At 62.1% G+C, this 14,836-nt stretch carries 13 protein-coding genes and 4 pseudogenes; 6 read left to right on the top strand and 11 right to left on the bottom strand.

The genetic code is table 11. The annotated features are described in order from the left end of the window. Window positions 1-14: 14 nt before the first annotated feature. The gene (locus tag L0A91_RS05840) at window positions 15-1,349 is read left to right on the top strand and encodes a lytic transglycosylase domain-containing protein (protein ID WP_235246203.1); all 1,335 of its coding nucleotides are present in this window, start codon (window positions 15-17) and stop codon (window positions 1,347-1,349) included. Window positions 1,350-1,419: 70 nt separating this feature from the next. Beyond that, a complete protein-coding gene (pknB, locus tag L0A91_RS05845; RefSeq protein ID WP_235246204.1) occupies window positions 1,420-3,402 on the top strand; it encodes a Stk1 family PASTA domain-containing Ser/Thr kinase in 1,983 nt (660 codons plus the stop codon). Here the strand turns inward: pknB and L0A91_RS05850 are convergent. The 3 genes and pseudogenes from L0A91_RS05850 to L0A91_RS05860 all read right to left on the bottom strand — a co-directional run bounded on the left by L0A91_RS05850 (window position 3,399) and on the right by L0A91_RS05860 (window position 6,721). Further along, the gene (locus L0A91_RS05850) at window positions 3,399-4,445 is read right to left on the bottom strand and encodes a low specificity L-threonine aldolase (RefSeq protein ID WP_235246205.1); all 1,047 of its coding nucleotides are present in this window, start codon (window positions 4,443-4,445) and stop codon (window positions 3,399-3,401) included. The genes pknB and L0A91_RS05850 overlap by 4 nt on opposite strands. Next, window positions 4,442-5,777, bottom strand: a pseudogene (locus tag L0A91_RS05855) (class II 3-deoxy-7-phosphoheptulonate synthase). The gene L0A91_RS05850 and the pseudogene L0A91_RS05855 overlap by 4 nt, the downstream one beginning before the upstream one ends. A gap of 46 nt (window positions 5,778-5,823) precedes the next feature. Further along, window positions 5,824-6,721, bottom strand: a pseudogene (locus L0A91_RS05860) (1-acyl-sn-glycerol-3-phosphate acyltransferase). 196 nt (window positions 6,722-6,917) lie between these two features. Between L0A91_RS05860 and L0A91_RS05865 the strand changes: the two are divergent. The 3 genes and pseudogenes from L0A91_RS05865 to L0A91_RS05875 form a co-directional block, all read left to right on the top strand. After that, a pseudogene (locus L0A91_RS05865) lies at window positions 6,918-7,556 on the top strand (alpha/beta hydrolase); the annotation flags it as partial. After that, window positions 7,549-8,070, top strand: a complete 522-nt coding sequence (locus L0A91_RS05870) for a hypothetical protein (protein WP_235246206.1) — start codon at window positions 7,549-7,551, stop codon at window positions 8,068-8,070. The pseudogene L0A91_RS05865 and the gene L0A91_RS05870, both read left to right, overlap by 8 nt. 104 nt (window positions 8,071-8,174) lie before the next feature. Continuing rightward, on the top strand, window positions 8,175-8,447 hold the full coding sequence (locus tag L0A91_RS05875) for a hypothetical protein (RefSeq protein WP_235246208.1): 273 nt from the start codon (window positions 8,175-8,177) through the stop codon (window positions 8,445-8,447). Window positions 8,448-8,451: 4 nt separating this feature from the next. Here L0A91_RS05875 and L0A91_RS05880 read toward each other — a convergent pair whose 3' ends face one another. From L0A91_RS05880 to L0A91_RS05895, 5 genes are all read right to left on the bottom strand, one after another. Further along, on the bottom strand, window positions 8,452-8,892 hold the full coding sequence (locus L0A91_RS05880) for a hypothetical protein (protein WP_235246209.1): 441 nt from the start codon (window positions 8,890-8,892) through the stop codon (window positions 8,452-8,454). Between the two features lie 318 nt (window positions 8,893-9,210). Continuing rightward, a complete protein-coding gene (locus L0A91_RS19645) occupies window positions 9,211-9,780 on the bottom strand; it encodes an ROK family protein (RefSeq protein WP_397333811.1) in 570 nt (189 codons plus the stop codon). Beyond that, window positions 9,777-10,184 (bottom strand): ROK family protein, encoded by a 408-nt coding sequence (locus L0A91_RS19650; protein ID WP_397333812.1) that lies wholly within the window; start codon window positions 10,182-10,184, stop codon window positions 9,777-9,779. Before L0A91_RS19650 ends, L0A91_RS19645 begins: the two co-directional genes overlap by 4 nt. Window positions 10,185-10,316: 132 nt before the next feature. Next, window positions 10,317-11,171, bottom strand: coding sequence for an ROK family glucokinase (locus L0A91_RS05890; protein ID WP_397333814.1), 855 nt, complete (start codon window positions 11,169-11,171; stop codon window positions 10,317-10,319). Beyond that, on the bottom strand, window positions 11,168-11,644 hold the full coding sequence (locus L0A91_RS05895) for an SRPBCC family protein (protein WP_235246210.1): 477 nt from the start codon (window positions 11,642-11,644) through the stop codon (window positions 11,168-11,170). Before L0A91_RS05895 ends, L0A91_RS05890 begins: the two co-directional genes overlap by 4 nt. Window positions 11,645-11,797: 153 nt before the next feature. On the opposite strand from L0A91_RS05895, the pseudogene L0A91_RS05900 reads away from it, so the two are divergent. Continuing rightward, window positions 11,798-13,561, top strand: a pseudogene (locus L0A91_RS05900) (AMP-dependent synthetase/ligase). 214 nt (window positions 13,562-13,775) lie between these two features. Here L0A91_RS05900 and L0A91_RS05910 read toward each other — a convergent pair. From L0A91_RS05910 to L0A91_RS05920, 3 genes are all read right to left on the bottom strand, one after another. After that, window positions 13,776-14,093, bottom strand: a complete 318-nt coding sequence (locus tag L0A91_RS05910) for a DUF4157 domain-containing protein (protein WP_235246212.1) — start codon at window positions 14,091-14,093, stop codon at window positions 13,776-13,778. Further along, entirely contained in the window at window positions 14,087-14,413 is a 327-nt protein-coding gene (locus L0A91_RS05915) for a hypothetical protein (protein ID WP_235246213.1), read from the bottom strand. Before L0A91_RS05915 ends, L0A91_RS05910 begins: the two co-directional genes overlap by 7 nt. Window positions 14,414-14,562: 149 nt before the next feature. Next, entirely contained in the window at window positions 14,563-14,781 is a 219-nt protein-coding gene (locus L0A91_RS05920; protein ID WP_235246215.1) for a hypothetical protein, read from the bottom strand. Window positions 14,782-14,836 lie beyond the last annotated feature (55 nt).

Here is a 14,836-nt window from a genome sequence, read left to right on the forward strand (position 1 = left end):
GAAAAGGAAACCCCATGCTCGACGCTGCGCTACCCCCGATGGACCTGCCTGCACCGACAGCCCAACACGCCCCGTACTCGACCGGCCCAGCGCTCAGCGTCTCGTTCGCTCCTGCAGCCAAGACTTCTTGGTCTGACTACACCGTCAGGGCCGGCGACACCCTCTGGGATATCGCCTCTGCCCACGGCACCACCGTGAACTCCTTGCTTGGACACAACTCTCTGCCACAGGGCGGCAAATGGCTGATGCCTGGTCAGACGGTCAAGGTGCCAGGGGTCGCGACGTCATCCGCCCAGCCCAGCTCCGGAGCGTCCAGCAGCACGTCAGCCGCTTCTTCGACCTCATCCACGAGTTCAGCAACGATTACCGTGCGTAGCGGTGACACCCTGTCCGGCTTGGCCGCAAAGCACGGCACTAGCGTTGCCAATTTGTCTCGCCTCAACGGGGTCAACAGCTCGGACTTCATCTACCCCGGACAGCGGCTCAAGACTTCTGGCACCGCAACGAGCTCAACCTCTACCTCCAGCAGCAGCACGAGCTCCTCCACTTCGGCCAGTTCGAGCACGTCATCTGCAGGCGCATCCACTATCACCGTCCGCCCAGGCGACACCCTGTACGGCTTGGCAACGCAACACGGCACTAGCGTTGCCAATTTGTCTCGCCTCAACGGGGTCAGCAGTTCGGACTTCATCTACCCCGGCCAGAAGTTAAAGACCACCGGCTCTGCCGCCAGCACAACGACGGAGCCCAGCGCGTCGGGCAGCACTAGCTCTGGCAGTTCGAGCGCAACAAACAATGCCTCGCTTCCAGCCGGCACCTCTGGCCCATGGACCGCCAACAACATCGGCGACTACAAACTCAACGAAGATGTCGACAACACCTTCCTGACCTACACCTACAGCTCGGCAACCGCTCGAGCGGCCGCCGCCAACCGTGACTACCTCGCCAGCGTCCCGGTGCCCAACGCCGACCAAACTCAGCAAATGATCACCGACACAGCACGGGCCCACGGCGTTGACCCGGCGTTGATGCTGGCCTTGGCTTCACAAGAGTCAGGTTGGAACCAGCGGGCGGTCTCCCCCGCCAACGCGATCGGCACGATGCAGGTCATCCCCACCTCTGGCGAATGGGCTTCTGGTCTCGTCGGCCGGGATCTCAATTTGCTCGATCCACAAGACAACGTCACCGCCGGCACCGTCATCATGCGAGCGCTTTTGCGCACCGCAGACACTGAAGACGAAGCAATCGGCGGCTACTACCAAGGCTTGGGCAGTGTTGAACGCAACGGGCTCTACAGCGACACGAAGCAGTATGTGAAGAACATTCAGTCTTTGCGCACTCGCATGTAGATAGCCCGTGAGACGTCCCACCAAGACCGGCCTCCCACGAAAAGGGCACTGTCATCCGTAGAATGCAGCAGTGATCTCTGCCAGTAGTGACGTCATCGGAAGCGTCCTTGATGACCGCTACCGCATCGATGCGCACCTTGCTGATGGCGGCATGGCGACGGTGTACCAGGCAACCGATTTACGCCTCCACCGCAAAGTTGCGCTGAAATTGATGCGAGCAGACCTTGCTCGAGACGCAGACTTTGTCAGTCGCTTCCAGCGTGAGGCGCAGTCCGCGGCCAAACTGTCGCACCCTCACGTCGTGTCGGTGTATGACCAGGGCGAGGACGGCGACCACGTCTTCCTCGTGATGGAGTTGGTCGACGGCATGACGCTGCGAGACTGCATGGCTGCTCGTGGTCCGCTCACAGTGCGCCAGGCCACCACCATTGCCGAGCAGATCCTGCAGGCCCTGACTTCTGCTCACCAAGCTGGTCTAATTCACCGCGACATCAAGCCCGAGAACGTCCTGCTGACCCGCAACGAAACGGTCAAGGTCGCTGACTTTGGTCTAGCTCGGGCCATCACCGCGAGCGCTATGAGCCGCACTAGTGACCTGATGTGGGGCACCGCGGCATACCTCTCCCCCGAGCAGGTGGAACATGGCCGGGCTGACAAGCGCACAGACGTGTATGCCGTTGGGCTGCTGCTGTTTGAAATGCTGACCGGGACGAAGGCCTTTCCTGGCGAGAGCCCGGTCCAGGTTGCTTTTGCGCACGTGCATGGCGATGTGCCTCAAGCCAGCGCAGTCACCCCCACCGTGCCCATTGACCTCGATGCCCTGATCGCAATGGCAACCGCCACCGATCCTGAGGGGCGCCCAAGCGATGCAGGCAGCCTGCTGCTGGAATTGCGCCGACGAGTGGGCCAACTCTCCAACGAAGAGTTGGACGAAGTGCCTCCTGGGCACCGGACGGCCGATGACGCCACTCAACTAATCCATCCGATCACCGCAGGTGCAGCCATCCCTGATGCGACTGCCCCGGTGCATCAACCTACGACTGTCGTGCCCACGCGCAGCCCCTCGGCTCCTGGTCATTTCGCTCGGACCTCGGGCAATCGCAAGCCCCCATCAGGCACCTCCACGGTGACCACAACAACGGCGCCTAAACCTGCTCCGCGTCGCAAACGGCGAGGGCTGCTGCTGGCGATTCTCCTCGTGGTGCTCGGCGCTGGTGGCGCTGGGGCTACCTGGTTCTATACCGCCGGTCCGGGTGCCTTCACGATGGTTCCTGACGTCGTCGGTCAGGACATTGACAGCGCGACCGCGACGCTAAGCGACGCCGACCTTGATGCCGCACAGTCTTTGGAGTACTCCGAGACAGTCGCCCTCGACTCGGTGATGTCGATGGCCCCTGCCCCAGGTGAGTCGGTGCGTAAGGGCACCAATATTGACCTCGTGGTCTCGCGAGGGCCTGAGCGTTACGTCGTTCCTGAGCTCTCTGGCCTGACAGTGGACCAAGCCCGAACAGCCTTGACCGAAGCAAACCTCACGCTGGGAACGCCGACTGACGCCTTCGACCCGGAGGTGCCGACCGGGCAGATCTTGAGTGTCGACCCAGCCGTTGGCGCAGAGATCAGCCCGGCGGTTGCCGTCAATGTGACCGTCAGCGCTGGGCCAGAACCCATCACCATCCCCAGCGTCGTCGGGAGCCCACAAGATGAGGCGCGCCAGAGCCTCGAAGGTGCTGGCTTCACGGTGGAAATCGCCGATGACACTGTCCGCGACAACGACGTTGAAGAAGGGTCAATCGCCTCACAAAGCCCTGACTCAGGCACCGGCTTCGCCGACGATGTCATCACTCTCACCGTCTCTGAAGGTCCAGAGACTGTTGAGGTGCCAGACCTTATCGGGGCGCAGTACGACGAGGCCAAGACTCAACTAGAAGACTTGGGCTTCGAGGTCAGCCGGGAGCTTCTCGCGGACGGGTTCTTCGGGACGGTTCGCTTCCAGAGCATCGATGCCGGTGAGGAAGTCCCCTTCGGCACGGAAATCGTCCTGACGGTGCTCTAGGCCGGGCTGCGGTCAATCAGCTCAGCCAGCACCTTGGCAGCGTGAGCACTTTGCTCAGCACTCACGCCCAGATGCCAGACGAAGCGGACGGCTGTGGGGCCAACGGCCATCCCACGGACTCCGCGCTCGGCCGCGGCATCGACAAAGTCGGCTGCCTTCCACCCCGCTTGGGTAACATCCAACATCAACACATTGGTATGCACGTTGTCCGGGTCCACCACACCTTCATGAGCCGCGTGGATACTCTGGGCGGCCTGCTGGGCGCCAGCATGATCATCAGCCAGCCGAGCCAACTGGTTGCTCAACGCATAGTCAGCCGCAGCGGCAAGGATGCCGATCTGGCGCATACCCCCGCCAAAGCGTTTACGCCAGACTCGGGCTTCGCTGATCATTTCGGCGTCGCCCACGACGACTGAGCCCACCGGCGCACCCAATCCCTTGCTCAGGCATACCGAGACGGTGTCAGCGCAAGCGCCATACTCAGCTAGTGAAACCCCGCTCGCGATATGAGCGTTCCACAGTCGAGCACCATCCATGTGGACGGCAACACCAGCGTCTTGAGCGCCCTGCTTAACGGCCTGCAGCGCCTCAAGCGTTTGCACTGTGCCACCGCCAAAGTTATGGGTGTTCTCGACGACAATGCAGGTCGTCGAGACCATGTAAGGCCCAGCATCGGGGGTCATCATGCCCAGCGGCATCTGTGGATCCAGGACACCGCGAGTCGCATGCCAGCTCCTGCTGGTGATCCCGCTCAGCGCGGCAGCGGCGCCTGGTTCGGCACGCAACACGTGGGCCAAATGGTCGGCGATGAGCTCTTGCCCAGGACCAACGTGTGCCCGCACTGCCAACTGACCGGCCATTGAGCCGGTCGGGGTGAAGAGCCCGCGCTCATGTCCCAGCAAGTCAGCGACTCGCTGTTCCAGGGCAGCAACAGTCGGGTCTTCACCAAAAACATCGTCACCGACCGGCGCCGAAACCATCGCTTCCCGCATGCCCTGCGAGGGTTGGGTCAGCGTGTCTGAGCGCAGGTCGGCGACAATCACGACTTGTTGCCCTGCTCCAGCATTTCGGCCACCCGGAAAGCCATCTCCAGACTCTGCTGGTGGTTCAGCCGCGGGTCACACAACGACTCATACCGCTTGCCCAGGTCATCCAAATCAACAGGCTCGGAGCCACCGACACACTCGGTCACATCATTTCCGGTCAATTCCACGTGGATGCCACCTGGCCAGGTGCCGACCTGACGGTGGGCGTCGAAGAAGCCACGGACCTCTTCGACGACATCATCCAACCGACGAGTCTTGTGGCCACTGGGTGAGGTGAAGGTGTTGCCGTGCATCGGGTCGCAGATCCACGTGACGTGATGAGCGTCTTCGCCCACCGAGTCGAGGAGTTCCGGGAGCACTTCGTTGATCTTTGAGCACCCATGCGAGTGATGAACGTCAGACGCCCACGAACACGCTCGGGGTCAAGTTTGTCGATCAGTCGCATCACGTCATCACGAGTCGTGGTCGGGCCCAACTTCACCCCGATGGGGTTGTGAACGCGCGACGCAAAGTCAATGTGAGCGCCATCCAGATCACGGGTGCGCTCGCCGATCCAGATGAAGTGGCCAGAAGTGTTGTAGGGGTTGCCGGTGCGCGAGTCACGACGAACCATGGCGCGCTCGTAGTCGAGCACCAAGGCCTCGTGGCTGGAGTAGAACTCGACCCGCTTGAGGGCCTCGCCATCGCCTGCGCCAGAAGCTTCCAGGAAGCGCATGGCCCGGTCGATTTCGTTGGCCATCGTCTCGTAACGAGCCTGGGCCGGACCGGACAAGAAGCCCTTGTTCCACAGGTGGACCTGACGCAGGTCTGCGAATCCACCGTCAGTGAAAGCGCGAACAAGGTTCAACGTGGCAGAGCTTGCGTGGTAGGCGCGCAGCAGTCGATCAGGGTCGTGCGCACGGGCGGCAGCAGTGAACTCAAACCCGTTCACCATGTCTCCACGGTATGCAGGCAGCGTCACGCCATCGCGCGTTTCATCGTTTGATGAGCGCGGCTTAGCGAACTGACCGGCCATCCGGCCGACCTTGACCACCGGCATACCAGCGCCGTAGGTCAGCACCACTGCCATCTGCAAGATGGTCTTGATGCGGTCGCGAATGTTGGGGCCAGTGACGCCAGCCATCGTCTCGGCGCAGTCACCACCCTGCAGCACGAAGGCCTTGCCTTCTGAGGCCACGGCCAACCGGTCGCGCAACACATCGCACTCGCCGGCAAAGACCAGCGGTGGATAGTGCGACAGCGTCGTCAGCACATCAGCGAGCGCGCCGGGTCTTGCCAGGTCGGCTGCTGCTTGGCGGGGAGGTCTGACCAGTCGAGGACATGGCCCACGGGAACGGCGGTTACGTCGGAGTGCACCCCACCATGGTAGAAGCGTTCAGGGGGTGCTCAGGACATCAGCCCTCTTTGTCGCCCAATTTGTTGGGGATTCGTCGCTGCCCTGGGGTTGGCCAGTGCTTTCAGCGGCATCTTTCTGCGACGGCTCAGCGGCGGCAGGCTCCCGGGCGAAGCGTGCAGAGAGTTCACTGGTGACCTGCGCAGCCTGATCGCGCGCCTGGTCAACCCCAGCTTTGGCCTGGTCAACGGTGGCCCGGGCACGCTTGGCGATGCGGTCCTTCATGGTTGCTGCGTATTCGTCGACGTACTCCTGGCCCGAAAGTTGCGCCAGTTCGTACATGATTTCGTCGGTAATGGACCGCAAGACCAGACGGTCCTCTTCCATGCCTTCGTAGCGCGAGAAGTCCAGCGGCTTGCCAAACTTACGCCTACTTGATGCAGGTTCGGGATGGCTTGACCTGTTGGCTGGGCCTTATCGGTGTCGATCATCGCAACCGGGATGACTGGGACCTTCGCCTCCAGCGCCATCCGGGCAACACCCGTCTTGCCCTTGTAGAGGCGTCCATCGGGTGAGCGGGTGCCCTCAGGGTAGATACCGAAGAGATCCCCACGACGCAGGACTTTCATGCCTTGCTTCAACGCCATCAGACTGGCTTCGCCACCCGAGCGGTCAATAGGAATCTGACCAACCCCGGTGAAGAACATCTTGGTGGCCATGCCCTTCACACCCTTGCCGGTGAAGTACTCCATTTTGGCCGGAAAAGTGATCCGCCGCGGCACCACCAACGGCAAAAAGATGGAGTCTGAAAACGAGAGGTGGTTGCTGGCAAAGATGGCACCTCCTGCTCGGGGATGTGTTCCTCGCCCTTCACGACCGGCCGGAAAAGGAGTCGCACGATCGGTCCAATAATGATCGACTTAAGCAGCCAATAGATCATGGAAACCTTTCTGGTCAGGGTGAGCGAGAGCATACGGCACCAATGCCGTGCAGGGCATTCGTGAGACGATACCGAATGTGCAGACAATGCAAGGTGCAGAACCCTTTAAGTCAGCTGGCGACGGAGCGAATTCGCGGATCGGCGTGCTGGTCGTCCATGGCCTGACCTCAACGCCACAGTCGATGTCCCCAATCTTCGAGGCCCTCGCGGCCAGGGGTATGCGGTCAGCGCACCCCTGTTGCCGGGCCACGGCACGACATGGCAAGACATGAACACCACGCGGTATGCCGACTGGCTCGTGGCGGTGCGACAGGCGGCCACGGAATTGCGCGAGTCCTGCGACACCCTGATCGTTGTCGGGATGTCACTCGGTGGGGCCCTCGCTTCCGATCTCGCCGCCGGTCGTCCCGACTTGGTTGATGCGGTGGCTCTCATCAACCCGGCCTTCGCCGCTGAGGATCCCCGTCTCGTGGCTCTGCCTGTGATCAAGCATGTGCTCCCGACCTTGCCTGGTCTTGCTGGGCAAATCCGTCGCACTGACGGGCCCCAAGAGTTGGCGTATGACCGACTCCCACTCAAGGCTTTCCACTCATTCGTGCAGCGCTGGGATGGTTTGGCTCGCGATCTGGTGCTGCTCAAGCAGCCTGTCCTGCTGCTGCGCTCAGCTCACGATGAGCTAGTGCCGCTCTCGTCGGCGAACCGTTTCTTGGCCAACGTCGGCAGTGATTCGGTGCGTCAGGTGTGGCTGCCCAACTCCGGGCATGTGGCGACATTGGACTATGACCAAGAGCTGGTGCTTGAGGAAGTCATCAGTTTCGTAGGCACCCATGGCTGACGGTGCCCGCGACGATGATGCCGACCCCACACCCGATGGCCGTGGCAGGCCAGAGGTCAGCGCGGCAGAAGTTGACCGGCGATTTGCCGACATGGTGGCTGGGTTTGGCCCGATAACAACCCCGGACGAAGTGGCTGAGGCCGAAACCGAAACCACCTCCGAGCGCCCGACGCCACCACCACCTGAGCCCGCCGCGAAAGCCGAGCCTGCGGCGCAGACGCCAGAGCAGCCATACACCTCAGATTGGCGAGCCTCTCAACGACCTGACACGGACGATGACGACCACTTCGTCCCCGAACCGCCGCCTCCACTGCCCGCAGGCGACCTGAGTTTCTGGACGATCGTCGGTGGCCTTACCGTCGGCCCCATCCTCATCATCCTCAGCCTGGTTCTGCCAGTGCTGAGCAATGATCTGTGGATGTGGATCGGCGTGGCAGCAACAGTGGCCGGGTTTGTGACACTGATCCGCCGCCCACCAGGTGGCCACGGACCCGACCGGGGTGCCCGGGTCTAATATCGATCTCGGCAGAACGCGGAACCTAGCAGCGCGCTGGTTAGTCGTAGCTACCCATTGGTGATGGACCACTCCTGGGAGTGGACTAGTTGAAGGGGTCCGACATGACGCAGACGCCACAAGAGCCGGAATCCAAGCACACCCCTGAGCCGATGCCGTTCTATGGCCACGATCGGTATCTGCCAGAGCCCCCGGACCGGCGAACCGGCCGGGGAGTGGGTTTCTGGCTCGCTGTTGGCTCGATTGGCCTGGGGCTATTGCTCGTCCTGCTCACACAATTCGTCCCAGCGATAGCCAATGCCTGGGCCTTTCTTGGGACATTCCTCTTCGTGCTCGGGGCTGTGCTCTTGGTCCGGCGCATGCCCGGGAGCCAGTAACCAGTTAGTTGCTCTGGGCCGGGAGTTGCAGGTCGGCCCAGACTGGAAGGTGGTCCGTGGCGGCTTTTAGGTCGGCTGGATCCAGAGCGACAGCTTCTCCTTGGAGAACCGCAACTCCGCGGGTGGCGAAGATCGCGTCAATCACGCGATGGGCGTTATGCGCGGGGAATGATGGCTTCAGCGGGGTCGCGAGATTGGCATGGGCCTCGAGAATTTGCCATGCTGGCGCGCTCTGGTCTTCGTTTAGATCGCCTCCGATAATCCACGGCAGACTATCTGTGGCCCCGTCCCGAGTGAGTTCGGCAAGGATTTGGCCGACGTGGTTGCGCCGTTGCTCAGCGATGAGCGGGAGATGAATCGCCGCCGCCACTGCCGCATACCCAAACTCATCCTGCAAGCGCGCGACCGTATAGGTCCTGGGGTTGCCCAGGAACTCAACCGGCAAAGCCGATCTTGCACTGCGCTTGCCTGTAACTGCGGATGGACCAGCATCGACACCCCCGACACCCGCCGGGTGCGCCCTGGCCAGGTCAAGCCACATTGCTGTGCAAAGTCGTGCATGGCCCCTGCGCTGAACGGAACCCGAGGAATCTCTTGCAACAAGACGACATCTGGCTTGATCGCACGCATCACCCGGACCGCCGCCGGGACGTCGTCCTGAAGGGCTCGAAGGTTGTATGAGGCAACGCGCCATTGACCTGGCTGCCTTGCGGTCATCGGTGCTTCAATCACTCGTCTTCCCCTTGTCGTTGCGGCTGAGACCTCAAAAGTCTCGCCGAGCCAGATCTGCAGCACCAATAAGTCCTGCTCTTGGGCCCAACTCGGCGGCAACGATGGGGGCCAACGGTCGATGTCCACGCCCCGGCAGATTGCGAGCCATTTCTTCCCGTGCCGGATCAAGGATCAGGTCGCCTGCAGCGATCACCCCACCACCGATCACGATGCACCCTGGATCAAGCGCGGCAGCCAAGTTTGCTAGGCCCAGCCCCAGCCAGCGGCCTACTTCGGCTAGGGAGCTCTTGGGCGGCTGGGTCACCCGCGAGCCCCGCTTCGGTGACGATAGGCCCGCTGACTGCCTCTGGTCGCCCCGCGCTCCGCCGTTCGAATTCGGCCGCAATGGGCCGCCAGCGCGGGCCAAGGCTTGACCCTCACGCTGCAGGACGTTGCCACTGGCGTATTGCTCCCAGCACCCACGATTGCCGCATTCACATCGGCGGCCATGCGGGACCATGATCATGTGGCCGAACTCGCCGGCCATGCCGTGCTGGCCACGCTCGACGCGCCCGTCCATCACGATGGCGCCGCCAATCCCCGTCCCCAGCGTCAAAGTCACGAGTCGGGCATGACCCGTCCAGCACCAAATCGGTATTCCGCCCAGGCCGCTGCATTGGCATCGTTGTCCACGCTGATCGGCAACGAGAGTCGCTGCTCTAGCCGATCACGCAACGGCTCTCCACGCCAGGACAGGTGCGGAGCAAATGTGACGGTCGCGCGATCCGCTGCGACAAATCCGGCGGCACCAACACCTACGGCGGCAACCGGCATACCTTGATTGGCTGCCTGGCCTAGCAGGGTCTGAACTACTTCAACGATGACGTCTTCGACGACTCTTGGCTCCGTGCTGCGATGCGGGGTGCTGGCTCGCCCAAACGCGTGCACCTGGCCTTCCTCGTCGACGAGGCCAGCGGCAACCTTTGTGCCCCCGATATCAACACCGACTGTCAACGGTGCTGACACGAGGTGCTCCGGTTGTTCGAGAGGATCACTGGCCAAATCGAACCGCTGCCAGGTCTGCCGCGCCGATCATTCCGGCGTCGTTGCCCAGGGCCGCGATCACCATGGGCGGCATCGGTCGGTGCCCACGCGCCGTCAGTTGTCGGGCAAGGCAGCTCGCGCTGGCTCCAGCACCAGATCACCAGCAGCGCTGACACCGCCACCAATCACAAACATGTCAGGGTCCAGAACGGCGGCGAGGCTAGCCATCCCCTCCCCTGCCCAACGGCCGATGTCTTCCAAGAGTTCAATCGAGGCTTGGTCTCCAGCCTTGGCTGCGGTGGTGATCATGGTTCCGTTCAGCGCCTGCGGGTCGCCGCCACACAGTGCCGACAGCTCGGCGGCGTGCGGGCTTTGGGCTGCGACCATCTCTCGTGCCTCACGCACGAGGGCGGTACCACTGGCGTACTGCTCCCAACATCCCCGATTGCCACATCCACAACGCCGGCCGTCTGGCACGACGCGAAGGTGTCCGATCTCGGCGGCCATCCCGTGAGCGCCTCGGGTGAGTTGGTCCTGGCTGACGATGCCGCCGCCAACCCCTGTGCCCAGGGTGACCATGACGGTGTCCTTAGCTTCCCGAGCCGCGCCAAACTTGAACTCTCCCCAGGCGGCTGCGTTGGCGTCGTTGTCCAACGTGACGGGCAGCCCCGTCGCGTCGCGCAGGCGCTGGGCCAGCGGCTCGTCGCGCCAAGCCAAGTTAGGGGCGAAAACTACCGCCTCGCCGTCGGCGTCTACAAAGCCAGCGCAAGCAACGCCAATCCCACCGATGGTCCGCCCGCTTGATTTGGCCTGTAGTTCTGCGGCGACCTCAGCCACCGCATTCGCGATCGCAGCGACATCTTGAGCCGGGGTCTCGCGCCGCGCCTTGTCAAGCACCTTGCCCGTCGAGTCCACGGTGCTCGCTGCGATCTTGGTGCCCCTGATGTCGACACCGATGTAGACGGTCATTCACTTTCTCCTGACTGGCGAAGGGTGTGCACTTGCACCGCTCGTTTCTGCAGCGCTGTGAGCGCTGTCGCGACGATCATCTTTTCAGCCTTGCGGCGCAGTGCGCCAAGCATGGGCACCTGCGGCACTACGGTGAGCCGATAGGTGAGCAAAGTGCCTCTGTCGTGTTCAACAATTTCGTAGGAGCCAGAAAGCGCCCGAAGCGCCTTCGACTCCACCATTTCCCAGGACATGCTTCCGACCCCAGCGTTGCCGATCTCCCAGGCATAGTCCAGGACATAGGTGTCTTTGAGGATTCCGGCGTTCATCTCGAATCGGACCCGGTCAGCCCAACCGTCGCCCTCGTGGGACAAGACCTCGACCCGTTGGACTTCGCGCGCCCACTCGGGATAGGTCTCAAAGTCAGCGATTACGCCGACGACCGTTCCGGGAAGCGCATCAATCACAACGGTCGATTCGGTGAGGTCAGGCATGTGTTTAGGCTAACCGCTTGGCACCCGTTGGCTTCGACACGCGCAGGCCAACAGGCAATTGGCAGGTCGCATCCGGCCAATTCGGGCTAACATGAGACGTTCCGCCCCACCCTGGAGCCAGGAGGCCGCAGTGCAGGACATCGTCGTCCCCCGTTGATCCCCGTGACCACCGAGGGAAACCTCTCAGACATTCCCCACGACTGGGCACGCAAAGACCCCGACCACGTGTTGGTTCGTATCAAAGAGGGCTCAAGTTGGCGTGACGTCAGCGCTAAGCAGTTCAATGATGAGGTTCGCCAACTCGCCAAGGGCTTCATGGCTGCTGGCATCGAGGCCGGCGAAAGCGTCGCGATCATGTCGCGCACTCGCTATGAGTGGACCTTGTCGGATTTTGCGCTGTGGACTGCTGGCGCGGTGCCGGTGCCGGTCTACGAAACGTCGTCGCCCGATCAGGTCACCTGGATTTGCTCTGACTCTGCTGTGGTCGCCATGGTTGTCGAAGATGCTGGCCACGCGTCGCTCGTCGCCAAGATTCGCCAGGAACTACCGCAGTTGCGCGACCTCTGGCAGATCGACACCGGCGGCTTGGACGAGCTCGCCGCCGCGGGCAGCGACATCTCTGACGAGTCACTTGATGAGCGACGGGCAACCCTGGATCGGGCATCGCTTGCCACCATCATTTACACGTCAGGCACCACTGGTCGCCCCAAGGGATGCGAGTTGACGCACGACAACTTCCTCGCCCTGACGGAAAACGCGACTGAGCGTTTGCAAGAGGTTGTCAGTGTCGACGGCGCGAGCACTCTGCTCTTTTGCCGCTGGCGCACGTCTTTGCCCGCTTCGTTGAGGTGCTGGCCATCTACTCTGGCTCCACCTTGGGTCACACCGATGACCCCAAGCGGGTCATTGAGGACCTCGGCACATTCCACCCGACGTTCCTGCTCTCCGTCCCTCGAGTGTTCGAAAAGATCTACAACTCGAGCGAGCAGAAGGCTACGGCTGGCGGAAAGGGCAAAATTTTGCCTGGGCTGCCAAGGTCGCGATCGACTACAGCAAGGCGCAAGACACCGGCGGACCCGGCTTCGCCCTACGTGCCCAACACAAGGTCGCCGACCGCTTGGTCTACGGCAAGTTGAAGGACGCCATGGGTGGCCGCCTGCAATATGCCGTGTCCGGTGGCGCTGCCCTTGGCGAGCGCATGGGTCACTTCTTCCGAGGCGTTGGCCTCATCGTGCTGGAGGGCTATGGCCTGACCGAAACGACAGCGCCTGCCAACGTCAACACCCCTGACCTGATCAAGATTGGATCAGTGGGTCGTCCGCTTCCGGGCGCTGGCGTGCGGATCGCTGAAGATGGCGAAATCCTGATTAAGGGCAGCAACGTCTTCCGCGGCTATCACAAGAACCCCGAGGCTACGGCCGAGGCACTACGCGACGGTTGGTTCCACACTGGCGACCTCGGTGAATTGGATGATGATGGATTCCTGAAGGTCACTGGCCGTAAGAAGGAAATTCTCGTCACGGCTGCGGGCAAGAATGTCTCCCCTGCCGTGCTTGAAGATCGCTTGCGCTCAAGCCCGCTGGTCTCTCAATGCATGGTCGTCGGTGACGGGCGCCCTTTATCGGTGCCCTTGTCACGTTGGATGACGAGATGTTGCCGACGTGGGCTGCCAACAATGGCCTCGAAGGCCTCACCGTTGAGCAGGCACGAACGAACGACCTGGTTTTGGCTGAGGTTCAGAAGGCTGTGGATCACGCCAATGCCGCGGTGAGCCGGGCTGAGTCGATCCGCAAGTTTGACATCCTTGAGGCAGATTTCACGGAGGAGAACGGCTACCTGACTCCATCCATGAAATTGCGTCGAAACCGTGTGATGGAGACGATGTCGGAGCGAGTCGACGCTCTCTACGACAAGTAGATCCTTACTCGTCAGTTCTTGATCGAAGCCTGTTTCGCTAACCATGCGGACCAGGCTTCGATCATTTCTGACTCCGTTAATCCCCACTCTTTGGCCGCGACGGCCCCGATCGACTCGCCACCGGCTATCGCCGAATAGACCCGCGGCACTACCCCTGAGTCCCCCGACCGTTGCGCCATCCAAGCGCACACAGTCCACGCCGTTGCATAACTGGTCAGCCGATCGGGTACCGCGGTCGGCAATCCCCCGAGCCAGATTCTGGCTGGTTCGGCAGCTCCGGTTGGGCCTCGACCAGGGCGGAGGTCTCCTGCCACACCGTGGGCCATCGACCTGGATAGCCACCATCACGTTGTAGGTAGGCGCTGAATTCAGCTGATCCCTCCCGTAGCCACCACGGCACTTCGCCTTGCTGGCTTTGAGCCAAGTGGGTCATCTCGTGAGCCAACACCAAGCGTTTGCCGTCTGCATCGAGGGCATCGTAGGCAGCCGGGTGCACGACGACCACTCTGCTTTCACCCTGCGGGATCACCACCGCGGGCACTTCTTCTCGTTCACTCGCCAGTCCCGTGAGATCTGAGAACTCACCCTGCGTCGCTGGCACGAGCACTTTGACCGGACGTGGCAGAGCCCCGGCCCCCACAACTCGTTGATGGCTGGCACTGCTGCCTCGGCTAATTGCTGATAGACATCTCGGCGTCCCGATGGTGATGTCCCTGAAACCTCAACGTATGCCTCATCAACGGCGTCACGACCACAAGCGGTGAGACCAGCGGCCCCCCAGAAGCCCATGCCGACCATCGTGAGCGCACTTCGCCGCGACACACTTCGCCACGACAACGGATGTGATGCCATGCAAGTCAGCCTACGTACTCATCGGCCCTCGTTATCCAAGAGCGTGACACCGGCGTGAGATTCTCCAAGACCGCGACACCGTCCTGGGCACTTCACGTTGACGCTGCGCCGACAGCAGATGAAGCACTCGCTCCTTTAAGGTGGCGAGGCTATCCAACGTCCGATAGGCGCAGGTGCGGTGAGACCACGACCCGTTGGGCGGTGGCATCGGCCGCATCCAACAAGCTGACCAAGCCGGCCTGGACGAAAATATCCACGGCTGCCCACTCTTCATCAGTCAACTCATCGGCCTCACCAGAGTCGGCCGCAGATTCGTCCCGGACAGGTATCTCGTGCCCCATCCACGCTTGCGCAACAACGGGGACCATGCAAGATCCGCATCGCAGACCTCGCACGGGGCACGACTGACAATCTATGGTGGCA

It is taken from the genome of Ornithinimicrobium sp. INDO-MA30-4, from assembly GCF_021535045.1.
GTDB lineage: Bacteria > Actinomycetota > Actinomycetes > Actinomycetales > Dermatophilaceae > Ornithinicoccus.

Bases quoted from the DNA above. Each gene is read 5' to 3' on its own strand.
- L0A91_RS05840 (WP_235246203.1), top strand. From the start codon at position 15: ATGCTCGACGCTGCGCTACCCCCGATGGACCTGCCTGCACCGACAGCC.
- L0A91_RS05870 (WP_235246206.1), top strand. From the start codon at position 7,549: ATGGCTGACGGTGCCCGCGACGATGATGCCGACCCCACACCCGATGGC.
- L0A91_RS05875 (WP_235246208.1), top strand. From the start codon at position 8,175: ATGACGCAGACGCCACAAGAGCCGGAATCCAAGCACACCCCTGAGCCG.
- L0A91_RS05890 (WP_397333814.1), bottom strand. From the start codon at position 11,171: ATGACCGTCTACATCGGTGTCGACATCAGGGGCACCAAGATCGCAGCG.
- L0A91_RS05895 (WP_235246210.1), bottom strand. From the start codon at position 11,644: ATGCCTGACCTCACCGAATCGACCGTTGTGATTGATGCGCTTCCCGGA.
- L0A91_RS05915 (WP_235246213.1), bottom strand. From the start codon at position 14,413: ATGGCATCACATCCGTTGTCGTGGCGAAGTGTGTCGCGGCGAAGTGCG.
- L0A91_RS05920 (WP_235246215.1), bottom strand. From the start codon at position 14,781: ATGGTCCCCGTTGTTGCGCAAGCGTGGATGGGGCACGAGATACCTGTC.